The organism is Streptomyces cadmiisoli (assembly GCF_003261055.1).
In the GTDB taxonomy this organism is placed as follows: Bacteria; Actinomycetota; Actinomycetes; order Streptomycetales; family Streptomycetaceae; genus Streptomyces; species Streptomyces cadmiisoli.
In genome coordinates this window covers 2,874,648-2,900,966 of sequence record NZ_CP030073.1, presented here as the reverse complement: position 1 = coordinate 2,900,966, position 26,319 = coordinate 2,874,648, and the positions used below count along the sequence as shown (strand labels likewise).

Here is a 26,319-nt window from a genome sequence, read left to right as displayed (position 1 = left end):
GGTTATCGGGTTCCCCACATGTAGGTCTGCTTCTTGAGCTTGAGGTAGACGAAGCTCTCGGTGGAGCGCACGCCGGGCAGGGCCCGGATGCGTTTGTTGATGACGTCCAGCAGGTGGTCGTCGTCCTCGCAGACGATCTCGGCGAGGAGGTCGAACGAGCCCGCGGTCATCACCACGTACTCGACTTCCGACATGCCGGTCAGCGCATCGGCGACGGACTCCGTGTCGCCCTCGACGTTGATCCCGACCATCGCCTGCCGGCGGAAGCCCACGGTGAGCGGGTCCGTGACGGCGACGATCTGCATCACGCCCTGGTCGAGCAGCTTCTGGACGCGCTGGCGCACGGCCGCCTCGGACAGGCCGACGGCCTTGCCGATGGCGGCGTACGGCCGGCGGCCGTCCTCCTGGAGCTGTCCGATGATGGCGAGGGAGACGGCGTCCAGCTGCGGACTGCCGTTCCTGGGATCGCGTGAGGACTCACGGGAGGAATCGCGCAAGTCACGCGAGCCCCTCTGGTCTGCGCTTCGACTGGCCACGCGCTCACTGTGCACGAGGACTCGTCGGTTTCGCAAGGTCGCACTGATGAAATTCGTTGTTCATGCGGTTTCAGTCTGCGGATTTCGCAGATTCGCTCGGTCGGGGGGTGTTGAAACCGTGGGACGACGGATTAGTGTGGGTGTCTCAGCGATTGGACACCCGAACCTGGAGGGCCGGCAGTGAGCACCGAGCTGCGTCGTCTGCGCAACCACATCGACGGAGAGTTCCGGGACGCCGCGGACGGACGGACCACCGAGGTGGTGAATCCGGCGACCGGCGAGGCCTACGCCACGGCGCCGCTGTCCGGACAGGCCGACGTCGACGCCGCGATGGCCGCCGCCGCGGCCGCGTTCCCGGGCTGGCGCGACACCACGCCCGCCGAGCGTCAGAAGGCCCTGCTGAAGATCGCGGACGCGTTCGAGGAGCGCGCCGAGGAGCTCATCGCGGCCGAGGTGGAGAACACGGGCAAGCCGGTCGGGCTCACCCGCACCGAGGAGATCCCGCCGATGGTGGACCAGATCCGCTTCTTCGCGGGTGCGGCGCGGATGCTGGAGGGCCGCTCGGCCGGCGAGTACATGGAGGGGCTCACCTCCATCGTCCGCCGCGAGCCGGTCGGCGTCTGCGCGCAGGTCGCGCCGTGGAACTACCCGATGATGATGGCCGTGTGGAAGTTCGCCCCCGCGATCGCGGCCGGCAACACGGTCGTGCTGAAGCCGTCGGACACCACCCCGGCCTCCACCGTCCTGATCGCCGACATCCTCGGCTCGATCCTGCCCAAGGGTGTTTTCAACGTCATCTGCGGTGACCGCGAGACCGGCCGTCTGATGGTCGAGCACCCGGTCCCCGCGATGGCCTCCATCACCGGCTCGGTGCGGGCCGGCATGGCGGTCGCCGAGTCGGCCGCCAAGGACGTCAAGCGCGTCCACCTGGAGCTGGGCGGCAAGGCCCCGGTCGTGGTCTTCGAGGACACCGACATCGCCAAGGCCGTCGAGGACATCTCCGTGGCCGGCTTCTTCAACGCCGGGCAGGACTGCACCGCCGCCACCCGCGTCCTGGTGCACGAGGCGATCCACGACGAGTTCGTGCAGGCCCTCGCCAAGGCCGCCGCCGAGACCAAGACCGGCGAGCCGGACGACGAGGACGTGCTGTACGGCCCGCTGAACAACCCCAACCAGCTCGAGCAGGTCGCCGGCTTCATCGAGCGGCTGCCCGCGCACGCCAAGGTCGAGACCGGCGGTCACCAGGTCGGCGACAAGGGCTACTTCTACGCTCCGACCGTCGTCTCCGGTCTGACGCAGGACGACGAGATCGTGCAGAAGGAGGTCTTCGGCCCGGTCATCACCGTCCAGTCCTTCCGGGACGAGGACCAGGCCGTCGAGTGGGCCAACGGCGTCGAGTACGCCCTCGCCTCCTCGGTGTGGACCAAGGACCACGGCCGCGCGATGCGCATGTCCAAGAAGCTCGACTTCGGCTGCGTGTGGATCAACACCCACATCCCGCTGGTCGCCGAGATGCCGCACGGCGGATTCAAGAAGTCCGGCTACGGCAAGGACCTGTCGGCGTACGGGTTCGACGACTACACGCGGATCAAGCACGTGATGACGTCGCTGGACTCGTAGTCCCTGTCCGTACGGCGCAGATCGTACGGACGAGTCCGTACGAAGCAGTCCGTACGAAGCAGTCCGTACGAAGCAGTCCGTACGGAACGTGACCCTCGCGGCCCCGGGTGGAGCAGTCTCCGCCCGGGGCCGCGGCGCGTTCCGGCGCGGACGTGCTCGCCAGGGCCGTCCTCAGTGCCCGTGCGATGCGTCCTCGTGGGCGTCCCGCTCCGGAGCCGGCGCGGGCGTGGTCTTGTGCGCGGGCTTCGGCGGCCGGCCGCCGGCGTCGACGGTGAAGGCCGCGGTACGCACCGTTCCGCCGACCTTGAAGTCCAGGAACAGCCGGTAGGAACCCGCGCTGGGGGCGGAGGCGGAGAAGGCGACCTCGGAGCCGGACGGGGCCGTGCCGTGGGCCTTCTCGTACGGGTGGACGTGCAGGAAGGCGAGGTCGCCGGCGCGCAGGGCGACAAGATGGCCGCGGGCACCGAGGTAGGGCTGGAGGGCCACGGGCCGGCCGTCCCGGGAGACCTCGAAGGTCAGCTCGCCGGTGCCGCCGGCGCGCAGGGCGCCGCCGAGCTCGACGGAGTAGCCGTCCACGGTGGCGGTCCGTGACACGGCGGGCAGGGGATCCGGCCGGTAGCGCCCGGCGACCGCGAGGTCGGCGCCGAGGGTGAGCCCCGTCCGTTCCGCGGCGGGCGTGAAGTCCGCGAAGACGCGGTAGCCGCCGGGCTCCGGCAGCGCGGCCGACGTGCGCCAGGTGCCGTCGGCGGCACGGGTGGGATGCAGATGCCGGTACGTGGTCAGGTCGCGAGAGGCGACGACCAGGTGCAGTTCCTTTTCGTGCTCGCGCCGGAACCCGGTGACCGGACGCCCCGTCATGTCCCGGACCACGAAACGCAGTTCGCTCCGCTCGCCCGCCGTCATCCGGGTCGTCTCCAGGTCGAGGGTGTAGCCGCGCTCGGTGAGCTGGAGACCGCCGGGTGCCGCCGGCGGCGCGTCGTGGGGTGCCGGGGCCTCGGCGGCGTCGCGGGCCCCGGCATCGGTCCCGCCGGGCGTCACGGCGTACCCGATCCCGTAGGCGGCGGTGAAGGTCGCGGCGAGCGCGGCACCGAAGGCACCGATCTTCTGCAAGGTGTTCATACGGGGCTCCTGGTGACCTGACCGGCCTGCGTCATATACCTACGGGGGGTATCCATGAGGGTCGAGCATATACCCCGAGGGGGTATATGGGCAGGGGGAGTGCGCGAGTGGCCCACGGCAGTGTTTTGAACATGTTCAAAACCCGGTACGCTCAACCCCATGAGCGACAGAGCCGCCCTGCTGAAGGGCATCCGCGCCTGGCTGGTCCTCTTCGTCGTCTGCCTCGTGCTGAGCGGCGCAACGGCCTTCCCGCTGGTCCACGAACTGCGCTGGACGGAGGACCTGTTGCGGGCGCTGTCCGTGCCGGAGCACCTGCCGGGACTGATGGACTGGATCGAGCGGGTGCGGCGCGGACTCGACACCGCCGACGCCGAATACCCGTTCCTGCTGTACGGCACGGACTGGCTGGCCTTCGCGCACCTCGTCATCGCGGTCGCGTTCTACGGCCCCTACCGCGACCCGGTCCGCAACATCTGGGTCGTCGAGTTCGGCATGATCGCCTGCGCGGGCGTGATCCCGCTCGCCCTGATCTGCGGACCGATCCGCGACATCCCGTTCTGGTGGAGCGTCGTCGACATGTCGTTCGGCGTGTTCGGGATCATCCCGCTGTATGTCGTACGCCGGCGGATCAAGCGGCTGGAGGCACTCACCCCCACGCCCGTGCCGGTGCTCGCCACCTGACGCGGGGCCGCAGCGCTCGCGCGTGCGGTGGCGGTGTTCGTGGGGGGGCGGGCCGGCCGACGAGTACTCGGATGCTCGTCGGCCCGGCGCCGGGGATCAGTGCGTGTGGCTCTTGCGCACGGCGCACAGGGCGTCGACGCGGTTCGTGGTGATCGAGTCCACGCCCCGGTCGAGGAGCCTGCGCATGGCGCGCCGGGTGTCCGGGGTCCACACGGACAGCAGATACCCGTCGCGGTGGACGCGCTCCGCGAGGTCCCGGTCCACCAGCCCGAACCGGTAGTTGAGCCAGCGCGGGCGCACCGCGTCCAGCAGCGCGCGGCGCGGCGGTGCCAGCGTCGTCCAGGTCAGGGCGATCTCGGCGGCCGGGTCGGCGGCGCGCACCGCGAGCATCGCCTGGGCGTGCGCGCAGTAGTAGACCCGGTCCGCCGCCCCGCACTCCCGGACGACGTCGACCACCCGGCGTGCCGCGCGGACGTCGGAGGTGCCCGGCAGATCGAGCATCACCCGGCTTCCCTCGGTCGCGGCGAGCGCCTCGGCCAGCGTCGGCACCCGCCCGTCCGTCAGGCCGCGCACCTCGTCCGCCGACAGCGACCGCAGCGGCCGGTCGTGCCCCCACAGCCGCTTCAGCGTCTCGTCGTGCAGCAGCACCGGGACGCCGTCCCGGGTGAGCCGTACGTCGACCTCGACGGCGTCCGCGCCCAGGTCGAGCGCGGTACGCAGGGAGTCGATCGTGTTCTCGGGGAAGTGGTACGGGGCACCGCGGTGGGCCACGGCGGTCACGTTCGGCATGGCCCCATTCTGGTGGTGGGTCAGGACGCGAGCCAGACCGCGGTGTACGTGTCGATCTCCGCCGCCAGACGGGCCTTGCCGGTCTCGTCCAGGAAGGACGCCTCGACCGCGTTCTTCGCGAGGTCGGAAAGGCCCCGCGCGTCGAGGTCGAGAAGGCGCGCGGCGACGGCGTACTCGCTGTTGAGATCGGTGCCGAACATCGGCGGGTCGTCGGAGTTGATCGTGACGAGGACGCCGGCGCGGGTGAACTCCTTGATGGGGTGCTCGTCGAGGGTGCGCACCGCGCGCGTGGCGATGTTCGAGGTCGGGCAGACCTCCAGCGGGATGCGGTGCTCGGCGAGATGCGCCAGCAGCTCCGGGTCCTGCGCGGAGCTCGTGCCGTGCCCGATGCGCTCGGCGCGCAGGTGCGTGAGCGCGTCCCAGACCGTCTCCGGTCCGGTCGTCTCACCGGCGTGCGGCACCGAGTGCAGCCCGGCGGCGATGGCCCGGTCGAAGTACGGCTTGAACTGAGGCCGCGGCACACCGATCTCGGGCCCGCCGAGTCCGAACGACACCAGTCCCTCGGGGCGCAGCTTGTCGTCGGTGGCGAGCCGCGCGGTCTCCTCGGCGGCCTCCAGCCCGGCCTCGCCCGGAATGTCGAAGCACCAGCGCAGAACGGTCCCGAACTCGGCCTCGGCCGCCATGCGCGCGTCCTCTATCGCGTCCATGAAGGCCCGCTCGTCGATGCCGCGCCGGGTGGAGGAGAAGGGCGTGATGGTCAGCTCCGCGTACCGCACCTGCTGGCGGGCCAGGTCCCGGGCCACCTCGTAGGTCAGCAGCCGCACGTCCTCCGGGGTGCGGATCAGGTCGACGACGGACAGGTACACCTCGATGAAGTGCGCGAAGTCGGTGAACGTGAAGTAGTCGACCAGCGCCTCGGGGTCGGTGGGCACCTTGGAGTCGGGGTGGCGGGCGGCCAGTTCGGCGACGATCCGGGGGGAGGCGGAGCCGACGTGGTGCACATGCAGTTCGGCCTTGGGCAGTCCGGCGATGAAGGCCTGCGGGGTACGGGTGCCGGCGACGGCGGACGCGGTGGCGTGGTCGGTCAAGGTTCCTCCCGGGAACGGCGCCCGCGGGCCGCGGGGGGCGGGGCGCGGTGATCGGCTGATCGGTGAATCAGAGGTCATGGTAGGCCGGGCCTCCGGCGGGTCGTGCGGGGGACGTAGCATGACGGCACGCTCGACAATGGGGGGTCCCGCGCATGTCCGACGACAGGCAGCCGCCGACGCCGGGCGCCGAAGCCGCGCCCGGGGCGACCGGGCGGGGCGACGCGGCGGCCGGTGCGACGCCGAGTGGTGCCGTGACACCGGGTGCCGTGACACCGGGTGGTGCCGCGCCGAGCGGCGCGTTGTCCGCCGGTACGACGCCGGGTGGTGCGACGCCGAGTGGCGTGACGCCCGGTGGTGCCACGCCGGCCGGTACGGGGTCGGGCAGCGCGGCGTCGGGCAGTGTGTGGCCGGGTGGCTCGGACGGCCGTGATCAGTGGGCGCCGCCGAAGCCGTCGTCGCCGGACGCGCAACCCGAGGTCGTCCTGGACAGCGCCGAGATACCGGAGGTCCAGCAGGACCGGGAGACGGCGTACGGCATGACGCAGGACGGCACCGCGGTGCCGCTGGTGTCGCCGGACGCGGCGCCCGAGCCGGGCGCCGACCGGGACGCGGACATGGTGTGGCGGACCCCGCACGACACGACTCCGCACGTCCCCCTCGACGGGCGGACCGCCGCGGACCCGCGTCGCACGGACCCCTGGGCACCCCCGGCGAACGGCGCCGCGGGCGGTCCCGGCGCCACCCTCGCGTGGAGCGGCCCCGACACCCCGGGCCTCCCCTCCGTCCACGACCAGCGGACGGTCACGTCCGTGCCGTCCGCGGACGGCACGGCGGGCCAGGGCCCGCAGGGATGGGCGGCCCCCGCCGCCCCGTCGACCGGAGCACCCCATCAGGGCTGGGCCGCGCCGGGCCCCGCGGACGGGGCGTCCGGTGCGCCCGCCGCCTTTCCTCCGCCCGCCCAGGCGGGCATCCCCTTCGGCGCGGGCGTTCCGGCCCCCGGTGACAGCGCCGTCCCGCCCCCGCCCATCGCACCCGACGGTCCGGGCCCGATGCAGTACGGCTACCCCGGCGGCTACGGCTACCCCGGTCAGGGCGCGTACCCCGGCCCGCATCCGCAGGGCGCGCCGGGCTACTACGGCTGGCCCGGCGCGACGCAGATGCCGAGCAACGGACTCGGCACCGCCGGGCTCGTGGTCGGCATCGTGGCCGCCGCCGGATTCTGCCTGTGGCCCGTGGCGATCGTCCTGGGCATCCTGGGCATCGTCTTCGGGGCGATCGGACGCGCGAAGGCGAACCGCGGGGAGGCCACCAACCCCGGTCAGGCCCTGGCCGGGATCATCTGCGGCACCGCCGGGCTCCTCCTCGGCATCGGCTTCGGCATCCTGGTGACCGTGACCTAGTGCCGCGGCAGGCAACGTCTGCCTGTCAAGGAGCGGCGTTCGGTGCGTGCTCTCGGTGTGCCGGCCGGAAGTCCTCGTACTGGACGTACTCGGGCTTTCGGCCGGTGCGGCGAGAGGGCGCCTGTCGCCCTGCGTCGCCCCTCCTCACTCCGCCCGCAGTCTCTCCCGTGCCTCCATCAACGCGAATCCGAGCAGATTCGGCCCGCGCCATCGCGTCGGATCCGAGGCCGCCTCGTCGTCCGCCGCGAGCCCGATGCCCCAGACGCGGTCCACCGGGCTCGCCTCGACCAGCACCCGCTGTCCGGTGTTCAGCAGGAACTCCCGCAGGTCGGCATGTGCGCGGAACTTGTGCACGCTTCCCTCGGCCACGATCCGGAAGCGCTCCCGCCGCCACACGGAGTCGTCGAAGCCGCGCACCAGACGCCCCGCGTTCTTCGCCTGGGAGGGATGAGCGGCCGCGAGCACTCGGCGCTCTCCCTCCGGGTCCTCGAACAGCCGGGCCTTGGCGGCCATCATCCAGTGCTCCGCCGTCGCGTACTCCACCCCGTCCACGGTGAACGGCGACGGCCACCACTGGCTCAGGCAGCTCGATCCGATCCGCCCGTCCGGCCGGGGCCGATGGCCCCAGAAGTGCAGATACTTGACCGATGCCCCCGAGCGGACCTCGCCGAGCAGCGCGTCCAGCGAGTCGATCGTCCCGGTGATCCTCTCCATGCACGCGAGTCTGGCAGGCACCACTGACAGTCCGTCCTGCCTTTTCCGTGCCGACTCGACACCTGGTCGACAGATTCCGTCGCGTAACCAAAAGGCAACAACGGAATCACTTGTTGGAGTCCCATGGCTCTGTCAGGATCGGCACTCAAATCGAGCTGGAGCTACGCCACCCGACCCCGTGCACCACGGGGCGACGGCGGAGGAGAGCGACATGCACAACCCGGGAAACACCGCCCCGGAACGATTCGCCGCCCAGGACCGTTTCGCCGACGGCGCGCAGTACATCGCCGGGCGCCTCAGGAAGGGCACGTCCGGTCGCACGCACACGGTCGTCGACCCGTCGACCGGCGAGGACGTCCTCACCTACGACCTGGCCGGCCCCGACGACGTGGACGAGGCCGTCGCCGCGGCGCAGGCGGCCTTCCCGGGCTGGTCCGGCGCCACGCCCGGCGAGCGCTCCGAGGCGCTGCACCGCTTCGCCGCGGTACTGGCCGACCGCGCCGAGGAGTTCGCCCGGGCCGAGTCCCTCCAGTGCGGCAAACCCCTCAAGCTGACCCGCGAGTTCGACGTGCCCGGGACGATCGACAACACCGCCTTCTTCGCGGGGGCCGCCCGGCACCTCCAGGGACAGTCGGCCGGCGAGTACTCCGGCGACCACACCTCGTACGTCCGCCGCGAACCCATCGGGGTCGTGGGCTCGATCGCGCCGTGGAACTACCCCCTTCAGATGGCCGCCTGGAAGATCCTCCCGGCGATCGCCGCGGGCAACACGATCGTCCTCAAGCCCGCCGAGCCGACCCCGCTGACCTCGCTCCTGTTCGCGCAGGCCGCCACCGACGCCGGCATCCCGGACGGTGTGGTCAACATCGTCACCGGCACCGGCCGGGAGGCGGGTGAGCACCTGGTCGGTCACCCCGGCGTCGTCATGACGTCCTTCACGGGCTCCACCGCCGTCGGCAAGCGCGTCGCGGAGATCGCCACCGCCACCGTCAAGCGGATCCATCTGGAACTGGGCGGCAAGGCCCCCTTCGTCGTCTTCGACGACGCCGACCTGGAGGCGGCCGTCCACGGTGCCGTCGCCGGCGCGCTCATCAACACCGGGCAGGACTGCACGGCCGCCACGCGCGCGTACGTCCAACGGCCGCTGTACGACGCCTTCGTGGAGCGGACCGCGGCTCTCATGGAGACGGTGCGGCTCGGCGACCCGTTCGCGCCGGGCACGGACCTCGGCCCGCTCGTCTCGCACGCCCAGCGCGACCGGGTCGCCGGGTTCGTCGACCGGGCGCGTGCCTACGCGCGCGTGGTGACCGGCGGCGAGGCCCCGCAGGCAGAGCTCGCCGCCGGCGCGTACTACCGCCCCACCCTCGTGGCGGACGCGCCCCAGGACAGCGAGATCGTCCAGTCCGAGATCTTCGGACCGGTGCTGGTGGTCCTGCCCTTCGACACCGACGACGAAGGCATCCGGCTCGCCAACGACACCCCGTACGGGCTCGCCGCCTCCGCCTGGAGCCGGGACGTCTACCGCGCCGGCCGCGCCACCCGCGAGATCAAGGCGGGCTGCGTGTGGGTGAACGACCACATCCCGATCATCAGCGAGATGCCGCACGGCGGTTACAAGCAGTCCGGCTTCGGCAAGGACATGTCCGCGTACTCGTTCGAGGAGTACACCCAGATCAAGCACGTCATGTACGACAACACGGCGGTGGCGAGGAAGGACTGGCACCGCACGATCTTCGGGGACCGATAGCCACAGCAGGCCGCCCGACGGCGGCCGCCCATCCTCCCGAAAGGGCACCACGCGCATGGAGCAGTACGAGCCCGACCGCCTGTCCGCGGCCCAGGTGGCCGCCGTGCGGCGCAGTTTCCGGAACGGCAGGGCCGCCCTCAGCCGCCGCTCCCTGCTGCGCGCCTCCGCGGGCGGTGCGCTCGCGGTCGGAGGTCTGGGGGTGCTGAGCGCCTGCGGCATCCCCCCGGCGGCCAGGACGTCGGGTGTCTCGTCCGAGGACCACTCGGCGAAGGAGAAGACGGTGGCCTTCTCCAACTGGACCGAGTACATGGACGTCGACGACAGCGGGAAGCGCCACCCGACGCTGGAGGAGTTCAGGAAGCGGACCGGCATCGCGGTCAAGTACACCGAGGACATCAACGACAACGTCGAGTTCTTCGGCAAGGTCAAGCCGCAGCTCGCGGCAGGCCAGGACACCGGCCGCGACCTGATCTGCGTGACCGACTGGCTCGCGGCACGACTGATCCGGTTCGGGTGGGTCCAGAAGCTGGACGCGTCCAACCTCCCCACCGCCTACGCCAATCTGTCCCAGCAGTTCCGCAGCCCGGACTGGGACCCGGGACGGGCGTACTCCTACCCCTGGACCGGTATCTCCACGGTCATCGCCTACAACCGCAAGGCGCTGGACGGCGAGGAGGTGACCTCGGTCTCCGACCTGCTCGACAATCCCCGGCTCAAGGGCCGCGTCGGCTTCCTGTCCGAGATGCGCGACAGCGTCGGCATGACGCTGCTGGACATGGGCAAGGACCCCGGCAGGTTCACCGACGACGACTTCGACGCGGCGATCGCCCGTCTGCAGAAGGCCGTCGACAAGGGCCAGATCCGCCGCTTCACCGGCAACGATTACACCTCGGACCTCACCAAGGGCGACTTCGCCGCGTGTATCGCCTGGGCCGGTGACGTCGTCCAGCTCAAGGCCGACAGCCCGGACGTCGACTTCGTCATCCCCGACAGCGGCTACATGACCTCGACGGACAACCTCCTGGTGCCCAACAAGTCCCGCCACAAGACCAACGCCGAACGTCTCATCGACTACTACTACGAGCCGAAGCCCGCCGCGGAACTCGCCGCGTACATCAACTACGTGTGCCCGGTCGACGGGGTGAAGGCGGAACTCGCCCGGATCGACGAGGACGCGGCGAACAACCCGCTGATCATTCCCGACCGGGAGATGGCCGCCAAGTCTCGTGCCTTCCGCTCACTGAGCTCGAAGGAAGAGACGGCCTACGAAGAGAAGTTCGCGAAGCTCACAGGGGCGTGACGACGATGACGACAGACAGCAGCGGCGACGTCCGCCTCCACGGAATCAGCAAGACCTACGGCTCCTTCACAGCCGTGCACCCGCTGGACCTGACCGTGCCGCAGGGCTCGTTCTTCGCCCTGCTCGGCGCCTCGGGCTGCGGCAAGACCACCACGCTGCGCATGATCGCGGGCCTGGAGGAGCCGACCTCGGGCACGGTCCGGCTGGGCGACCAGGACGTGACACACCTGCCGCCGTACAAGCGGCCGGTGAACACGGTCTTCCAGTCGTACGCGCTCTTCCCGCACCTGGACATCTTCGAGAACGTCGCCTTCGGTCTGCGCCGACGCGGCATCAAGTCGGTGAAGAAGCAGGTCGAGGACATGCTCGAGCTGGTGCAACTGGGCGAGCACATCCGCAAGAAGCCGCACCAGCTCTCCGGCGGGCAGCAGCAGCGCGTGGCCGTCGCACGGGCCCTGATCAACCACCCCAAGGTGCTGCTCCTCGACGAGCCGCTGGGCGCCCTCGACCTCAAGCTGCGGCGGCAGATGCAACTGGAGCTCAAGCGCATCCAGACCGAGGTCGGCATCACCTTCGTGCACGTCACGCACGACCAGGAGGAGGCCATGACCATGGCCGACACGGTCGCCGTGATGAACGCGGGCCGGGTCGAGCAGCTCGGCGCCCCCGCCGACCTGTACGAGAACCCCCGCACCACCTTCGTCGCCAACTTCCTCGGCACCTCGAACCTGATCGAGGCCGAGGTGGACGCGTTGAGCGGTGGGGAGACGGTCGTCAGAGCGGGCGGCGGCAAGCTGGTGCTCCCCGAGGCGCGCTGCTCCGCGGCGACCACGATCGGCGGCAAGGTGCTGGTCGGCGTGCGCCCCGAGAAGATATCCCTCACGCACGCGGACGAGGCCGGCGAGATACCGGACGGCCGCAACCGCGTCACCGGGCGGATCGCCGACGCCAGCTTCATCGGTGTCTCCACGCAGTACGTCATCGACAGCCCCGTCTGTCCCGAGCTCTCCGTCTACGCCCAGAACGTCGACCGCGACGCCCGGTTGGTCCCCGGTGCCGAGGTCGTCCTGCACTGGAGCCCGGCGCACACCTTCGGCCTGGACGCCGCGCAGGACATCGAGGCGGGCGTAGAGAAGGTCGAGGAAGAGGTCTGATGGCGACGCTCACCGAGGCGCCACCCGCGGCGCCCGAGACACCGGCGAAAGCCCCGCGCCGACGGGGCCGCCGGACGCCGTACTGGCTGCTGCTGCCCGGCATCCTCTGGCTGCTGGTGTTCTTCGCGCTGCCGATGGTCTACCAGGCCTCCACGTCCGTGCAGACGGGCTCCCTGGAGGAGGGCTACGAGGTCACCTGGCACTTCGCCACCTACTGGAACGCGCTGTCCGAGTACTGGCCGCAGTTCCTGCGCTCGGTGCTGTACGCCGGTTCCGCGACGATCCTGTGCCTGCTGCTGGGCTACCCGCTGGCCTATCTGATCGCGTTCCGGGCGGGCCGCTGGCGCAACCTGATCATGATCCTGGTGATCGCGCCGTTCTTCACCAGCTTCCTGATCCGCACCCTCGCCTGGAAGACGATCCTCGCGGACAGCGGCCCGGTGGTCGGCGCCCTCGACGCACTGCACGTCCTGGACGTCACCAGCTGGCTCGGCGTCACCGCCGGCGACCGTGTGCTGGCCACTCCGCTGGCGGTGGTGTGCGGTCTGACGTACAACTTCCTGCCGTTCATGATCCTGCCGCTCTACACCTCGCTGGAGCGCATCGACGGGCGGCTGCACGAGGCGGCCGGCGACCTGTACGCCCGTCCCTCCACCACCTTCCGGAAGGTCACCTTCCCGCTGTCCATGCCGGGTGTGGTCTCCGGCACGCTGCTGACCTTCATCCCGGCCAGCGGCGACTACGTGAACGCCGATCTGCTCGGCTCCACCGACACCCGCATGATCGGAAACGTCATCCAGTCGCAGTTCCTGCGGATTCTGGACTATCCGACGGCGGCGGCCCTGTCGTTCATCCTGATGTTCGCGATCCTCATCATGGTGACGCTCTACATCCGCAAGTCCGGCACGGAGGATCTGGTTTAAATGACCTTCGTCAACTGGCTCAAGCGCCATTTCGTCGTCATCGCGGGACTGGTCACGCTCGGCTACCTCCTGCTGCCGAACATCGTCGTGACGGTGTTCTCCTTCAATGATCCGAAGGGCCGCTTCAACTACGAGTGGCAGGAATTCTCCACGGCCGCGTGGACCGATCCGTGCGGCGTCGCCGACCTGTGCGGCTCGCTGTCGCTCAGCCTCCAGATCGCGTTCTGGTCGACGCTGGGCGCCACCCTCCTCGGCACGATGATCGCCTTCGCGCTGGTGCGGTACCGCTTCCGCGCGCGCGGCGCCGTCAACTCGCTGATCTTCCTGCCGATGGCGATGCCCGAGGTGGTCATGGCGGCGTCCCTGCTCACCCTGTTCCTCAACATGGGTGTCCAGCTGGGGTTCTGGACGATCCTGATCGCCCACGTCATGTTCTGCCTGAGCTTCGTCGTGACGGCCGTCAAGGCCCGTGTCATGTCGATGGACCCGAGACTGGAGCAGGCCGCGCAGGACCTGTACGCGGGCCCGGTCCAGACCTTCCTCAGGGTCACCCTGCCGATCGCCGCACCCGGAATCGCCGCGGGCGCGCTGCTCGCCTTCGCGCTCTCCTTCGACGATTTCATCATCACCAATTTCAACGCGGGCTCGACCGTCACCTTCCCCATGTTCGTCTGGGGATCGGCGCAGCGCGGAACGCCCGTTCAGATCAATGTCATCGGAACGGCCATGTTCCTGATCGCCGTACTGTTCGTGGTGGCCTCGATGGTCATCGGAAACCGCCGCCGCAGGCAAAAGGCGTGAGCCTGAGGCGTACACCCTCGTAGGGAGTTGAAATCATGGCCCCGAGCGCCATGAGCCCCGGCAACGACTGGACGAAATCCCTTTCCGACGCCCAGCCGGTCCCGTACTGGCTGGACGACCCCGGCAGGCCCCGGCCCGAACCCGCGCTCACCGGCGCCGAGACCTGCGACCTGCTGGTGGTCGGCGGTGGTTACAGCGGACTGTGGACCGCGCTCAACGCCAAGGAGCGCGATCCGCGGGCGGACGTGGTCCTGCTGGAGGGCCGCGAGGTGGGCTGGGCCGCCTCCGGCCGCAACGGCGGATTCTGCGCCGCCACCCTCACCCACGGCCTGCCCAACGGCCTGGCCCGCTGGCCCGGCGAGATCCACCGGCTCCAGGAGCTGGGCGCCCGCAACCTCGACGGGATCGAGGCGGCGGTCGCCCGGCACGGGATCGACTGCGAGTTCGAGCGCACCGGCGAGATCGACGTGGCCACCGAGACCTACCAGGCGTGGGAACTGCGGGACTGGTACGAGGAGATGCGCCGCAAGGGCCTCGCCGACGACATCGAGTTCCTGGACGCCGAAGCGGTCAGGGCCCAGGTCGACTCACCCACCTTCCAGGCGGGTCTGTGGGATCACCGCGGCGTCGCCATGCTCCATCCCGCCAAGCTGGCCTGGGGTCTGAAGCGCGCCTGCCGGGACCTGGGCGTCCGCATCCACGAGCACACGCCCGCCCTGGACCTCAAGCCGTACGGCGCCGGAATGGCCGTGCGCACCCCCTACGGCCGGGTCCGCGCCCGCAAGGTCGCGCTCGGCACCAACATCTTCCCCAGCCTGGTCAGACGCGTCCGTCCCTACACCGTCCCGGTCTACGACTACGCCCTGATGACCGAACCGCTGACCGCCGACCGGCTCGGCGCGCTCGGCTGGAAGAACCGGCAGGGCCTCGGGGACAGCGCCAACCAGTTCCACTACTTCCGCCTGACCGCCGACAACCGCATCCTCTGGGGCGGCTACGACGCGATCTACCCGTACGGCGGCCGGGTGCGCGCCGAGTACGACGACCGCCCCGAGACGTACGCCAAGCTCGCCGGTCACTTCTTCACCTGCTTCCCGCAGTTGGAGGGGGTGCGTTTCACTCACGCCTGGGGCGGCGCGATCGACACCTGTTCACGCTTCTCGGCCTTCTTCGGCACGGCGCACGGCGGGAAGGTCGCCTACGCCGCGGGTTACACGGGGCTCGGCGTCGGCGCCACCCGGTTCGGCGCGGACGTGATGCTGGACCTGCTCGCGGGACGGCGCACGGAGCGCACCGAACTGGAGATGGTGCGCCGCAAGCCGCTGCCGTTCCCTCCCGAGCCCCTGGCCTGGACCGGTATCGCGCTCACCAAGTGGTCGCTGGCCAGGGCGGACGCCCACGGCGGCCGGCGCAACCTGTGGCTGCGGACGATGGACCGGCTGGGGCTGGGCTTCGACAGCTGACCCTGTGATCCGGTTCACTCCAACAGGGCACCGGAACCTGCGTAATGCCCGGCGGGGGACCTCCCTCTCCCTCGTGACGCGACCCGCGTCCACGACAGACACAGGGAGGTCCCTCATGACTGGGGCGAAGACGGCGGTCGAGTGGCTGGCATCCGTCGCACCTGACCCCGAGGCCTGCCGATGGGAGTGGGAGCGCAACCCCCACGGGGTGGCGCTGCTGCCGGCCGGCAAGGCCTGGGACGTACTGATCCTGCCGGGCGACCTCGGCTATCCCACGCTCGACGTCATCACCCGCATCATCGACCAACCCGGCCCGGTGCTCGCCGACTTCGGCGACGGGCGCATGGGCTTCTTTGTGCCGCCCGGAACCGCGGCCCGCTGGCTCGGCACGGGCATCCGCACGGCCGGGGCCGGAACCTGGATCGTGGTGCCGTACCCCGGCCGGGCGACCCGCGGCGTGCGCTGGCTGGTCCCGCCGGACGGCTCGGGCACCCTGACCGACCCGGCGCTGCTCGAACTGGCCATGCACGAGGCGGCGGCGGGCCTCGCCGTGGAGGACGACCGCTAGTGCCTGCCGCGGCACCAGGGACCGCCCGGCGATTCGCGTCCGCCCGCGCGGGCGGACGCGAACGGCCGGGCAGGCTCCGGCGGGACGTCTTGACAAGCAAATTGGTCTGGACCAAGTTGTGTCGCGCTCCGCCCTCCAATTCCCCCATGCCCGGAGGCACTTGTGGATCGCTACAGACCGTTCGCGCGTCCCCGGCTGCTCGCCGCCGGCGCGGCCTTCCTGCTGGCCGTGCCCGCTATGACCGCGCTCTCGTCGGCCGCCCGTGCGGCCGACGCGGACCTCGCCCGCAACGGCGGTTTCGAAGCGGGCCTCGACGGCTGGACCTGCACGTCCGGCACCACGGTCGGCAGCCCCGTGCGCAGCGGCGGCTCGGCGCTGAAGGCGACCCCGGCCGGCAGTGACAACGCCAGATGCGCACAGACCGTGACCGTGAGACCCGACTCCCAGTACACGCTCGCCGGCTACGTCCGCGGCTCCTACGTCTACCTCGGTGCGAGCGGCACCGGCACCACCGACGTCTCCACCTGGACCCAGTCCGCCCCCGACTGGCAGCAGCTCACCACGGCCTTCCGCACCGGCCCGTCGACCACGCGGGTCACCATCTACACCCACGGCTGGTACGGCACCGGCGCGTACCACGCCGACGACCTGACGCTGATCGGCCCCGGCGTCGACGCGGGCCAGCCGCCCGCCGCGCCGACCGGCCTGAGAACCGGCACCGTCACGTCGTCCAGCGTCGCCCTGTCCTGGACGGCGGTCACCGGAGCCACCGAGTACGCCGTCTACCGCGACGGGCAGAAGATCCGGACGGTCAGCGGCACATCGACCACCGTGACCGGACTCTCCCCCTCGGCGGCGTACTCCTTCCAGGTCGCCGCGGTGAACGCCGCGGGCGAGTCCGCGCGCTCGGCCACGGTGACCGCGACGACCTCCCCGGGGTCCGGCGGCTCCCCGGACCTGCCGCCGCACGCCCTGGTCGGCTACCTCCACGCCAGTTTCGCCAACGGCTCCGGCTACACCCGGCTGGCCGACGTGCCCGACAGCTGGGACGTCATCGACCTGGCCTTCGGCGAGCCGACCTCGGTCACCTCCGGTGACATCAGGTTCGACCGCTGCCCGGTCGCCGAGTGCCCGAACGTCGAGAGCGACGCCGAGTTCAAGGCGGCGATCAGGGCCAAACAGGCGGCCGGCAAGAAGGTGCTGATCTCGATCGGGGGCCAGAACGGACAGGTGCAGCTCACCACGGCCGCGGCCCGCGACACCTTCGTCTCCTCCGTCTCCAGGATCATCGACGAATACGGCCTGGACGGCCTGGACATCGACTTCGAGGGCCACTCGCTCTCACTGAACGCCGACGACACGGACTTCAAGAACCCGAGGACTCCGGTGATCGTGAACCTGATCTCGGCGCTGAAGTCCCTCAAGGCGAAGTACGGCGACGACTTCGTCCTGACCATGGCGCCGGAGACCTTCTTCGTCCAGCTCGGCTACCAGTACTACGGCACCGGCCAGTGGGGCGGCCAGGACCCGAGGGCGGGCGCCTACCTGCCCGTCATCCACGCGATGCGGGACGATCTCACCCTGCTGCACGTCCAGGACTACAACTCCGGACCGATCATGGGCCTGGACAACCAGTACCACTCGATGGGCGGCGCCGACTTCCACATCGCCATGACCGACATGCTCCTGACGGGCTTCCCGGTGGCGGGCGACGCGAACAACGTCTTCCCGCCGCTGCGCCCCGACCAGGTGGCCATCGGCATGCCGGCGTCCACCAACGCGGGCAACGGCCACGTCCAGCCGGGCGAGGTCGTCAAGGCACTCGACTGTCTGACCGAGAAGACGAGCTGCGGCTCCTACACCACCCACGGCACCTGGCCCGCGCTGCGCGGCCTGATGACCTGGTCGATCAACTGGGACCGCTACTCGAACTGGGAGTTCCAGCGGACGTTCGACGGCTACTTCGGCTGACGAGCACCACGAAGCCGCCGATCAGTGCCGCGCCCAGGCACCAACTGGCCACCACGTCCAGCGGCCAGTGGTAGCCGCGCCGGACCAGCCCGAAACCGACACCGAGATTGACGGCGGCGCACAGCAGGAGCAGCGCCCGGCGCGGGTGCGTGCCGCGCAGCCAGGGGAGGAGGAGCAGGGTCGCGCAGCCGTAGGCCACGACGGCGGTCGCGGTGTGGCCGGACGGGTAGTAGCCGGTGGCCGGCGGGACGACCGGGGTACCGGGGCGGTCGGTCAGCTCCTTGAGCGGGACGACCAGGGCCGGGACGAGCGCCATCAGGACGGCGGCGGCCACGCCCGGCAGCCACCAGCGTTCCCTCCCCGCGGTCCGGGCCCGCAGCGCGGCGCACACCGCGGCGAGGACCAGCACGGGCACGGCCACCTGCACATTGCCCAGATCGGCGAGGAGTTCGGAGACGCGGTCGGGCCGGACGAGCGCGCGACTGATCCGCTCGTCCAGCCCGACCAGCGGCCCGTCGGCGACGACCTGCCAGGTGATCAGGACGAACAGGCCGACGGGCACGGCGAGCAGCGCGAGCAGCGCGAGGACAGGACGCGGAGGGAGCGCGCGGGACACCGGGGGCACCGCACCAGCTTCGCAGGGGGCCGACCCGGTCGGGAAACCGCCCGCACCCTGTCCAGACCATTGGTGTCCGAGGTCCCCGGGTCGAACACGCGGACGATGCCGGCCGCGCCGACAACGCTGAAGGGCCAGCGCAAGGGGGGGGTATGCGCTGGCCCTTCAGGGCGAACCGCTCCCAGGCGGCCGTCCGGATCGGAACGCCGCGCGCCCCGGGGGGTCTGGGGCGGGCGACTGTCCGATCGGTGAGGAGACCCGGAGCCTTTCGGCTCCGGTTGTGCGCGAGGGCACGACCAGGTCGAAGCTGGGGAGGCCCCGCCCTGATGCCGCCCACAGTCCCCTGTGAGCGGGTGTATCTCTCATCTGGGTAGAACCTACGGCAGGGGGTGCGGGCGCGACAGACGGATTCCCGTCCCGCCATCCACCTCGCACACGTTCTTCACACCCTCTGCCGCAGCCCGCCCCCGCAGTGCTGGGACGGGCCCCGGAATCAGACGCCGGCGAAGGCCTGCTCGATGATGTCGAGGCCCTCGGTGAGCAGGTCCTCGCCGATCACCAGCGGCGGCAGGAACCGCAGCACGTTGCCGTAGGTGCCACAGGTCAGGACCAGCAGGCCCTCCGCGTGGCAGGCCTTCGCGAGCGCGGCGGTGGCCTCGGGGTTGGGCTCCTTGGTGGCGCGGTCCTTGACCAGCTCGATGGCGATCATCGCGCCCCGGCCGCGGACGTCGCCGATGATGTCGAACTTCTCGGCCATGGCGGTCAGGCGCGCCTTCATCAGCGCCTCGATGTTCTTCGCCCTGGCGTTGAGGTCGAGCTCCTTCATCGTCTCGATGGCGCCGAGCGCACCGGCGCAGGCGACCGGGTTGCCGCCGTAGGTGCCGCCCAGGCCGCCCGCGTGGGCGGCGTCCATGATCTCGGCGCGGCCGGTGACGGCGGCGAGCGGCAGACCGCCCGCGATGCCCTTGGCGGTGGTGATCAGGTCCGGGACGATGCCCTCGTCCTCGCAGGCGAACCACTGGCCCGTGCGGCAGAAGCCGGACTGGATCTCGTCCGCGACGAACACGATGCCGTTGTCGGCGGCGAACTGCCGGATGGCGGGCAGGAAGCCCTTCGCGGGCTCGATGAAGCCGCCCTCGCCGAGCACCGGCTCGATGATGATCGCGGCCACGTTGTCCGGGCCGACCTGCTTGGTGATCTGGTCGATGGCCTGCGCGGCGGCCTCCGGGCCGGCGTTCTGCGGACCGGTCGGCCAGCGGTAGCCGTACGCCACCGGCACCCGGTAGACCTCGGGGGCGAACGGGCCGAAGCCGTGCTTGTACGGCATGTTCTTGGCGGTCAGCGCCATCGTCAGGTTGGTACGGCCGTGGTAGCCGTGGTCGAAGACGACGACGGCCTGGCGCTTGGTGTACGCACGGGCGATCTTGACGGCGTTCTCGACCGCCTCGGCGCCGGAGTTGAACAGCGCGCTCTTCTTGGCGAAGTCTCCCGGGGTCAGCTCGGCCAGGGCCTCGGCGACCTCCACGTAGCCCTCGTAGGGCGTGACCATGAAGCAGGTGTGCGTGAAGTCGGCGAGCTGCGCGGCGGCGCGGCGCACGACGGCCTCGGCGGAGGCGCCGACGGAGGTCACCGCGATGCCGGAGCCGAAGTCGATCAGGCGGTTGCCGTCGACGTCCTCGATGATGCCGCCGCCGGCCCGCGCGGTGAACACGGGCAGCACGGAGCCCACACCCTGGGCGACCGCGGCGGTACGTCGGGCCTGGAGTTCCTGCGACTTCGGGCCGGGGATGGCGGTGACGACGCGGCGCTCCTGCGGAAGTGCGGTCATGAGGGCTCCCTGGTGATCTTGCATTCCGGTGTGATCCGGGCTGCCTGAAGGGCCGGATGTTCCGGGTGGGGGTTTTCGGACGCTTGCCATGTTTCTTCGCAGGCTAGAGCCGTACCCGGTACGGGGGCATGCTCCATGTGGGCGTTGTCGCCGGAATCGGTTGTCCGCGGTGGACATAGGCAACCGGGGGCCGATCACCGCCGACCCGGCCGCGTATGCGGTGAACTCCCCCTGCGAGGGCGTTAGATTGACTCGCTGACGGTGGACGGAACGGCTGGTCAGGGGGCAACGGCGATGGACAGCGACGGGACGCGGGAGACGCGGGGTACGCATGCGAATCCTGTGCCGCGGCCGGCCGGGCCGCCGGCCATGCCGGCGATGCCGCCGCGCCCGCAGGGCGGGCCGCCCGCCGCGGAGCGGACCCCAGCGGCGGTCACCGACTGGCTCAACGAACCCCGTCCGGTCACCCGCCCCGGCATCTGGCGCTTCGGCTACCGCCTGCCGAAGGCCGCCCGAGCCGCGGAACGGCTGTCCCCGGTCACGGTCGTGGGCGTGCTGGTCCCGCTGGCCGTCGCACTGGTCCTGTGGTCGCTGTGGCGCCGCGGCAGCTTCCCCTACCAATGGGCCCTGCTGCGGGTCTTCACCCCGGACGACTGGTGGTGGGGAGGCACCCTCGCGTCGCCCAAGGGCATGCAGGGCCAGGAGGCCAAGGTGGTCTACGACGGCGCCTTCTTCCTGCTGCTCGTCTACGTCATGGGCCGTCTGGGCTCCTGGGCCGACATCGTCCGGCACGTCGTCGCGCGCCGGGAGCAGCCCGCGCGGGCGGGGCTGGCGGCGCTGGGCGCCCTGGCCGTCCTGAGCCTCGTCTTCCCCACCGCCTTCCCCGGCGTCGGCTGGGACGCCCTGCCCGTGGTGGCACCGCTGTTCTCCCTGGTCGTACTGATCACCGGCGGCTACGACGTCTTCACCTCCGCCTGGCTCACCGACGCCCTGTACGCCGCCATCACCCTGCTCGTCCTGTGGCCCTTCGCGAGGCTCGGCGGCTGGCTGCCGCTGGTGCGGACGTGGCTCGCCGCGCGCGGCGCCGCGGCGCGGGACCGGGAGCCGGAGCCCGCCGCGGAGCAGCCTCCGGCGCGCTGGCCCGAGCTGCGCGAGGCCGGGCAGTACGAGGCGGCCGACGTCCTCACCCGCGAAGCCGCGGCCGGCCGTATGAACGACGTCGACTGCGCCCGGCTGAGCCACGCCTGGACCCGCGCCCGGGGCGACGGGCGGACCGCCGCCTTCACCGAGGCCGTGCTGCGCCACGGCGGCGCCGCGCTGACCCATCCCTCCGGCGCCCGCGACCTGCCCGGCCGCGCCACCCGGCACGACGTGCTCGCCGGGCAGGTCCGCATCGGGCGGTGGGCCGAGGGCGAGCGCACGCCGCTCGCCTACGGCGGGGTCGGCGCCGCCCTCGGACCGGAGACGCTCGGCACGTCGCTGCTCGTCGTGGGGCCGTCCGGCGCCGGGAAGTCCCGGCGCGTGATCGCTCCGGTGGTGGAGTCGCTGGCCCTCCAGGCGCTGACCGGCCGCTGCGCGGTCGTCGCCGTCAGCGCCGCCGGGACGCCGCTCGGGCCGGACTCGGCGTTCGACGTCGTGGTCCGGGTCGGCGACCCCGCGTCCGTCCACGACCTGGACCCGTACGCCGACTCCGACGATCCCGACGAGGCCGCCGCGTTCCTCGCCGAGGCGCTGGCCGGCGACCTCGAGAACGTCGGTGCCCAGCGCGCCGCCACCGCGCTCGCCCAGCTGCTCGGCCCCTACCGGGCCGCCCACGGTGTCTTCCCGACGCTTCCTGTGCTGCGCGAGCTCCTGGAGGGTGAGCCGTCGGCGGTCGCGGCCCTGCGCGAGGCGCTGACCGACGACCGGCACGCCGGCATGCGCCGGGAGCTCGACGCCCGACTGCGCCAGCGGGGCGCCGCGGGGGACCCCGGCCCGGAGCTCGCCGACCGGCTCGCGCTGCTGGACCGGCCCGTCTTCGCCGCCTTCTTCGGCGCGGGCGACGACACGATCCGGCCGTTCTCGCTGCGCGCCGTCGCCCACCACCCCCTGCGGGTCCGTATCGACCTGCCCGCACAGGGGCACGAGGAGGCCGCCCGGCAGATCACCCGGCTCGTACTGGCCCAGTTCGCCGCCGTGCTGCGCGACAGCGGGCGGCGGCACTTCGCCTGCCTCGTCCTCGACGACGCCACGGGAGCCGTCACCACCGAGTCGGTACGGCGGATCCAGCGGCTGCGCTCGCAGAACGCGGGCGTCGTCCTCGCGCTGCGCTCGATGGCCGACGTCCCCGACAGCCTGCACGGCCCGCTCTACGGGGCGGTCGGCTGCCGGATGGCGCTGTCCGGGGTCACCACCTGGGACGGCAGCCGTTTCGCCGCCGCCTGGGGCACCGAGTGGGTGGAGACCCGGGACGTCGCGCAGCACACCGTGTTCGCCGACCAGCCGATGACGCGCGCGATCCACGCCCTGCGCAAACTGGTGACCGGCAAGGCGGTCACCACGGAGGCGGTCACCGTCCGCCAGGTCGAGCGGGAGCGCTGGTCCGCGTCCGAGCTGGCGCACGGGGTGCCGCCGGGGCACGCCGTGCTGTCGCTGACGGATGTGACGGGGGAGCACGCGCCGCCGCTGCTGGTGGATCTGCGCGAGTGAGGCCTTCCCGGCACCGGGACCGTACGGTGAGGCAGAATCGACAGTGGTCGTTCATACAAGGCGGCCAAAAGATCACCACGATCGACCGATCCCCGCATTCCGCGCCGCACCCGAAGTCACCGTCGACCTGAAGGCCCCATGCCCCCCACGCTCGCGTCCCTCGTCCACCACTCCGCGCTGAAACTGACCGTGCGGGCGGGGGAGGACCGCCTCGACGTGCCCGTGCGCTGGGCGCACGTCAGCGAGCTCGCCGACCCCGTCCCCTACATGGACGGCGGGGAACTGCTGCTGATCACCGCGCTCAAGCTGGACGCGGAGGACCCGGAGGCGATGCGCCGCTATGTGAAGCGGCTGGTCGGCGCGGGCGTCGTGGGGCTCGGCTTCGCGGTCGGCGTGAACTACGAACACACGCCCGAGGCGCTCGTCGACGCGGCGCGCGAGGAGGGCCTGCCGCTGATCGAGGTTCCCCGCCGCACACCCTTCCTCGCGATCATCAAGGCGGTGTCGGCCGCCATCGCCGCCGACCAGTACCGCGCGGTCACCGCGGGTTTCGCCGCCCAGCGGGAACTGACCCGGCAGGCGCTGACCGCCGGCCCGGAGGGACTGCTCGCCGCGCTCGCCGCCCAGATCGACGGCTGGGCGGCGCTCTACGACGCCTCGGGCAGCGTCGCCGCCGCCGCGCCGGAGTGGTCCGGCCGCAGGGCCGGCCGCCTGACCGCCGAAGTGGAGCGGCTGCGGGAGCGCCCGGCACCCGCGAGTTCCGTGGTCGGCGGCCCCGAGCACGAGGACCGCGTCGAACTGCACACCATCGGCACCGGCCGCCGCCCCCGCGCGGCCCTCGCCGTCGGCACGGCCGCCGCCCTCGGCACCGTCGAGCGCTACGCGCTCCACTCGGCCATCGCCCTGCTCACCCTGACCACCGAGCGCTCCCGCTCCCTGCAGGCCGCCGAGCAACGGATCGGCGCCGCCGTGCTGCGCATGCTGCTCGCCGGCCAGCCGGACCACGCCCGCGCCGTCGCCGGAGACCTCTACGGCGGCCTCCTCGACGCCCCGTTCCGGATCGTCGTCGCGGAGTGCGGCCCGGCCCCGGCGGGCCTCGCCGGGCTCGCCGAGGACGTGGAGGCGGCCGCCGCCGGCGCGGGAGAGGCGGTGCTGGTCGTGCCCGAGGGGCAGCGGCTGGTGCTGCTGGCCGCGGACGGGGGCGCGGCGGTCGCGGCCTGCGGCGAGTACGCGGCCGCGCGGGAAACGGCGCGGACGGCCCAGGAACAGCCGGCGGGCGAGGAGGACGACGTGGTCATCGGCATGTCCGCGCCGGCCGGCCCGATCGCCGCGGCCGGCGCGTACAAGCAGGCCGAGCAGTCCCTGTCGGTCGCCCGCCGCCGCGGCCGGGTCCTCGTCGAGCACGACCAGCTCGCGTCGGGCTCCGTCCTGCCGCTGCTCGCCGACGACGCGGTGCGCGCCTTCGCGGACGGACTCCTCCGGGCGCTGCACGAGCACGACGCGACCGGCCGCGGCGACCTCGTGGCCTCCCTGCGGGCCTGGCTCTCCCGGCACGGCCAGTGGGACGCGGCCGCCGCCGACCTGGGCGTCCACCGGCACACCCTGCGCTACCGGATGCGGCGCGTGGAGGAGATCCTCGGCCGCTCCCTGGACGATCCGGACGTGCGGATGGAGCTCTGGCTGGCGCTGAAGGCCACCGCGCCCGAGTCCCAGGGCGTCGTCTAAGACAAACCGTCGCACCGTCGCGCCCGATTGCTACGGATCGGCCAACCGACGGTCGCTCCTCGCACCCCTACCGTTGTCCCGGAAACCAACCACCCTCAACGCGGAAGGGCCGGGACTCACATGACCTCCATCCACGCCTTCTGGCTCGCCGGCCGTCAGGCCACCGGCGAGGAATCCTTCGACGTCACCGCCCCCTGGGACGGCGGCCTCGTGGGCAAGGTCAGCGTGCCGACCGCCGACCAGGTCGAGGAGGCGGTGGCCGCCGCGTACGCCGTACGGGACGAGTTCGCCGCCACCCCCGCCCATGTCCGCGCCGCGGCACTGGACCACGTCAGCAGGCGGCTCGCCGAGCGCACCGAGGAGATCGCCCGGCTGATCCGCGCCGAGAACGGCAAGCCGATCAAGTGGGCCCGCGGTGAGGTGGGCCGCGCGATCTCCGTGTTCCGGTTCGCCGCCGAGGAGGCCCGCCGCTTCAACGGCGGCGAGGCCCAGCGTCTCGACACGGAGGCCGGCGGCCAGGGCCGGCTCGCCCTGACCCGGCGCTTCCCGAAGGGTGTAGTGCTCGGCATCGCGCCCTTCAACTTCCCGCTCAACCTGGTCTCCCACAAGGTCGCCCCGGCCATCGCGGCAGGCGCCCCGATCATCCTCAAGCCGGCCCCCGCCACGCCGCTGTCCGCGCTCCTGCTCGGTGAGCTGCTCGCCGAGACCGACCTGCCGGCCGGCTCCTGGAGCATCCTCCCGGTCCCGAACGAGGCCATGCCTCCCCTCGTCCAGGACCAGCGGCTGCCGGTGATCTCCTTCACCGGTTCCGAGAAGGTCGGCTACGCGATCATGGACTCGGTGCCGCGCAAGCACTGCACCCTGGAGCTGGGCGGCAACGGCGCGGCCGTCGTCCTCGCCGACTGGGCCTCGGACGAGGACCTCGACCGGGCGGCGAACCGCATCGCCACCTTCTCCAACTACCAGGGCGGCCAGTCCTGCATCTCCGTGCAGCGCGTGATCGCCGACGCGGCCGTGTACGACCGTCTGCTGCCGCGCATCGTCGCGGCCGTCGAGGCGCAGGTCAGCGGCGACCCCTCCGACGAGCGGACCGACGTGGGCCCGCTGATCAGCGAGGACGCGGCGCGGCGCGTCGAGTCCTGGGTGGACGAGGCGGTCCGCGGCGGTGCGCAGCTGCTCGCCGGCGGCAAGCGCGAGGGCACCTCCTACGCGCCGACCGTCCTCACCGATGTGCCGGCCGACGCCACGATCGCCCACGAGGAGGTCTTCGGCCCGGTCCTGACCGTCCAGCGGGTGGCGGGCGAGGAGGCGGCGTTCGCCGCCGTCAACGACTCCAAGTACGGCCTTCAGGCGGGCGTTTTCACGCACGACGTCCAGGCCGCCTTCCGCGCCCACCGCGCCCTGGAGGTCGGCGGCGTGGTGATCGGCGACGTGCCGTCCTACCGCGCCGACCAGATGCCGTACGGCGGTGCCAAGCAGTCGGGCGTGGGCCGCGAGGGCGTGCGGTTCGCGATGGACGACTACACCTACGAGCGTGTTCTGATCCTCACCGGCCTGGCGCTCTGACGCCATCCGACGCCGACGGCCG

20 protein-coding genes and 1 pseudogene are annotated in these 26,319 nt (G+C 71.7%); 14 read left to right on the top strand and 7 right to left on the bottom strand.

Annotated elements, in window-relative coordinates:
- Positions 1 to 2: 2 nt before the first annotated feature.
- Positions 3 to 551: an Lrp/AsnC family transcriptional regulator gene (locus tag DN051_RS12080; RefSeq protein ID WP_053762754.1), complete on the bottom strand. Its 549-nt coding sequence runs from the start codon at positions 549 to 551 to the stop codon at positions 3 to 5.
- A 165-nt stretch (positions 552 to 716) separates the two neighbouring features.
- On the opposite strand from DN051_RS12080, the gene DN051_RS12075 reads away from it, so the two are divergent.
- Positions 717 to 2,156, top strand: coding sequence for a gamma-aminobutyraldehyde dehydrogenase (locus DN051_RS12075; RefSeq protein WP_053762753.1), 1,440 nt, complete (start codon positions 717 to 719; stop codon positions 2,154 to 2,156).
- A 171-nt stretch (positions 2,157 to 2,327) separates the two neighbouring features.
- On the opposite strand, the gene DN051_RS12070 is transcribed toward DN051_RS12075, so the two are convergent.
- The gene (locus DN051_RS12070) at positions 2,328 to 3,275 is read right to left on the bottom strand and encodes a hypothetical protein (RefSeq protein ID WP_246041007.1); all 948 of its coding nucleotides are present in this window, start codon (positions 3,273 to 3,275) and stop codon (positions 2,328 to 2,330) included.
- Positions 3,276 to 3,434: 159 nt separating this feature from the next.
- On the opposite strand from DN051_RS12070, the gene DN051_RS12065 reads away from it, so the two are divergent.
- Positions 3,435 to 3,956 (top strand): hypothetical protein, encoded by a 522-nt coding sequence (locus tag DN051_RS12065; RefSeq protein WP_053762751.1) that lies wholly within the window; start codon positions 3,435 to 3,437, stop codon positions 3,954 to 3,956.
- A gap of 96 nt (positions 3,957 to 4,052) precedes the next feature.
- Here the strand turns inward: DN051_RS12065 and DN051_RS12060 are convergent, their stop codons facing one another.
- Complete coding sequence (locus DN051_RS12060; protein WP_053762750.1) at positions 4,053 to 4,745, bottom strand: glycerophosphodiester phosphodiesterase; 693 nt, start codon at positions 4,743 to 4,745, stop codon at positions 4,053 to 4,055.
- A gap of 20 nt (positions 4,746 to 4,765) precedes the next feature.
- Positions 4,766 to 5,911 (bottom strand): annotated as a pseudogene (locus DN051_RS12055) (adenosine deaminase).
- A gap of 74 nt (positions 5,912 to 5,985) precedes the next feature.
- On the opposite strand from DN051_RS12055, the gene DN051_RS46475 reads away from it, so the two are divergent.
- Positions 5,986 to 7,233: a hypothetical protein gene (locus DN051_RS46475; RefSeq protein ID WP_246041004.1), complete on the top strand. Its 1,248-nt coding sequence runs from the start codon at positions 5,986 to 5,988 to the stop codon at positions 7,231 to 7,233.
- A 144-nt stretch (positions 7,234 to 7,377) separates the two neighbouring features.
- Here the strand turns inward: DN051_RS46475 and DN051_RS12045 are convergent, their stop codons facing one another.
- On the bottom strand, positions 7,378 to 7,947 hold the full coding sequence (locus DN051_RS12045) for a riboflavin biosynthesis intermediates N-glycosidase (protein ID WP_053762748.1): 570 nt from the start codon (positions 7,945 to 7,947) through the stop codon (positions 7,378 to 7,380).
- Positions 7,948 to 8,158: 211 nt separating this feature from the next.
- Between DN051_RS12045 and DN051_RS12040 the strand changes: the two genes are divergently transcribed.
- The 8 genes from DN051_RS12040 (at position 8,159) to DN051_RS12005 (ending at position 17,874) form a co-directional block, all read left to right on the top strand.
- Positions 8,159 to 9,694: a gamma-aminobutyraldehyde dehydrogenase gene (locus DN051_RS12040; RefSeq protein WP_112438683.1), complete on the top strand. Its 1,536-nt coding sequence runs from the start codon at positions 8,159 to 8,161 to the stop codon at positions 9,692 to 9,694.
- Positions 9,695 to 9,749: 55 nt separating this feature from the next.
- Positions 9,750 to 10,994 carry a polyamine ABC transporter substrate-binding protein gene (locus DN051_RS12035; protein WP_112438682.1) on the top strand — a complete coding sequence of 415 codons (1,245 nt, stop codon included), beginning with the start codon at positions 9,750 to 9,752 and terminating at the stop codon, positions 10,992 to 10,994.
- A 5-nt stretch (positions 10,995 to 10,999) separates the two neighbouring features.
- A complete protein-coding gene (locus DN051_RS12030; protein WP_199314920.1) occupies positions 11,000 to 12,148 on the top strand; it encodes an ABC transporter ATP-binding protein in 1,149 nt (382 codons plus the stop codon).
- Positions 12,148 to 13,071 (top strand): ABC transporter permease, encoded by a 924-nt coding sequence (locus DN051_RS12025; protein WP_053762744.1) that lies wholly within the window; start codon positions 12,148 to 12,150, stop codon positions 13,069 to 13,071. The genes DN051_RS12030 and DN051_RS12025 overlap by 1 nt, the downstream gene beginning before the upstream one ends.
- Positions 13,072 to 13,872 (top strand): ABC transporter permease, encoded by an 801-nt coding sequence (locus DN051_RS12020; RefSeq protein ID WP_053762743.1) that lies wholly within the window; start codon positions 13,072 to 13,074, stop codon positions 13,870 to 13,872. It begins immediately after the preceding gene.
- Between the two features lie 35 nt (positions 13,873 to 13,907).
- A complete protein-coding gene (locus DN051_RS12015) occupies positions 13,908 to 15,335 on the top strand; it encodes an NAD(P)/FAD-dependent oxidoreductase (RefSeq protein WP_053762742.1) in 1,428 nt (475 codons plus the stop codon).
- A 115-nt stretch (positions 15,336 to 15,450) separates the two neighbouring features.
- Positions 15,451 to 15,903, top strand: coding sequence for a hypothetical protein (locus DN051_RS12010; RefSeq protein ID WP_053762741.1), 453 nt, complete (start codon positions 15,451 to 15,453; stop codon positions 15,901 to 15,903).
- A gap of 162 nt (positions 15,904 to 16,065) precedes the next feature.
- Positions 16,066 to 17,874 carry a chitinase gene (locus DN051_RS12005; protein WP_112438681.1) on the top strand — a complete coding sequence of 603 codons (1,809 nt, stop codon included), beginning with the start codon at positions 16,066 to 16,068 and terminating at the stop codon, positions 17,872 to 17,874.
- Here DN051_RS12005 and DN051_RS12000 read toward each other — a convergent pair.
- Positions 17,813 to 18,490, bottom strand: a complete 678-nt coding sequence (locus DN051_RS12000; protein ID WP_107094107.1) for a phosphatase PAP2 family protein — start codon at positions 18,488 to 18,490, stop codon at positions 17,813 to 17,815. The two genes, DN051_RS12005 and DN051_RS12000, sit on opposite strands and share 62 nt — an antisense overlap.
- Before the next feature lie 493 nt (positions 18,491 to 18,983).
- Positions 18,984 to 20,318 carry a 4-aminobutyrate--2-oxoglutarate transaminase gene (gabT, locus tag DN051_RS11995; protein WP_053762739.1) on the bottom strand — a complete coding sequence of 445 codons (1,335 nt, stop codon included), beginning with the start codon at positions 20,316 to 20,318 and terminating at the stop codon, positions 18,984 to 18,986.
- Positions 20,319 to 20,612: 294 nt separating this feature from the next.
- Between gabT and DN051_RS11990 the strand changes: the two genes are divergently transcribed.
- From DN051_RS11990 to DN051_RS11980, 3 genes are all read left to right on the top strand, one after another.
- On the top strand, positions 20,613 to 23,006 hold the full coding sequence (locus DN051_RS11990) for an ATP/GTP-binding protein (protein WP_112438680.1): 2,394 nt from the start codon (positions 20,613 to 20,615) through the stop codon (positions 23,004 to 23,006).
- A 138-nt stretch (positions 23,007 to 23,144) separates the two neighbouring features.
- Positions 23,145 to 24,731 (top strand): PucR family transcriptional regulator, encoded by a 1,587-nt coding sequence (locus tag DN051_RS11985; protein WP_053762737.1) that lies wholly within the window; start codon positions 23,145 to 23,147, stop codon positions 24,729 to 24,731.
- Positions 24,732 to 24,851: 120 nt separating this feature from the next.
- Positions 24,852 to 26,297 (top strand): aldehyde dehydrogenase family protein, encoded by a 1,446-nt coding sequence (locus DN051_RS11980; RefSeq protein ID WP_112438679.1) that lies wholly within the window; start codon positions 24,852 to 24,854, stop codon positions 26,295 to 26,297.
- Positions 26,298 to 26,319: the final 22 nt, after the last annotated feature.

Bases quoted from the DNA above. Each gene is read 5' to 3' on its own strand.
- DN051_RS11985 (WP_053762737.1), top strand. From the start codon at position 23,145: ATGCCCCCCACGCTCGCGTCCCTCGTCCACCACTCCGCGCTGAAACTG.
- DN051_RS12010 (WP_053762741.1), top strand. From the start codon at position 15,451: ATGACTGGGGCGAAGACGGCGGTCGAGTGGCTGGCATCCGTCGCACCT.
- DN051_RS12070 (WP_246041007.1), bottom strand. From the start codon at position 3,275: ATGAACACCTTGCAGAAGATCGGTGCCTTCGGTGCCGCGCTCGCCGCG.
- DN051_RS12015 (WP_053762742.1), top strand. From the start codon at position 13,908: ATGGCCCCGAGCGCCATGAGCCCCGGCAACGACTGGACGAAATCCCTT.
- DN051_RS12035 (WP_112438682.1), top strand. From the start codon at position 9,750: ATGGAGCAGTACGAGCCCGACCGCCTGTCCGCGGCCCAGGTGGCCGCC.
- DN051_RS46475 (WP_246041004.1), top strand. From the start codon at position 5,986: ATGTCCGACGACAGGCAGCCGCCGACGCCGGGCGCCGAAGCCGCGCCC.
- DN051_RS12045 (WP_053762748.1), bottom strand. From the start codon at position 7,947: ATGGAGAGGATCACCGGGACGATCGACTCGCTGGACGCGCTGCTCGGC.
- DN051_RS12040 (WP_112438683.1), top strand. From the start codon at position 8,159: ATGCACAACCCGGGAAACACCGCCCCGGAACGATTCGCCGCCCAGGAC.
- DN051_RS12020 (WP_053762743.1), top strand. From the start codon at position 13,072: ATGACCTTCGTCAACTGGCTCAAGCGCCATTTCGTCGTCATCGCGGGA.
- gabT (WP_053762739.1), bottom strand. From the start codon at position 20,318: ATGACCGCACTTCCGCAGGAGCGCCGCGTCGTCACCGCCATCCCCGGC.
- DN051_RS11990 (WP_112438680.1), top strand. From the start codon at position 20,613: ATGGACAGCGACGGGACGCGGGAGACGCGGGGTACGCATGCGAATCCT.
- DN051_RS12065 (WP_053762751.1), top strand. From the start codon at position 3,435: ATGAGCGACAGAGCCGCCCTGCTGAAGGGCATCCGCGCCTGGCTGGTC.
- DN051_RS11980 (WP_112438679.1), top strand. From the start codon at position 24,852: ATGACCTCCATCCACGCCTTCTGGCTCGCCGGCCGTCAGGCCACCGGC.
- DN051_RS12030 (WP_199314920.1), top strand. From the start codon at position 11,000: ATGACGACAGACAGCAGCGGCGACGTCCGCCTCCACGGAATCAGCAAG.
- DN051_RS12025 (WP_053762744.1), top strand. From the start codon at position 12,148: ATGGCGACGCTCACCGAGGCGCCACCCGCGGCGCCCGAGACACCGGCG.
- DN051_RS12060 (WP_053762750.1), bottom strand. From the start codon at position 4,745: ATGCCGAACGTGACCGCCGTGGCCCACCGCGGTGCCCCGTACCACTTC.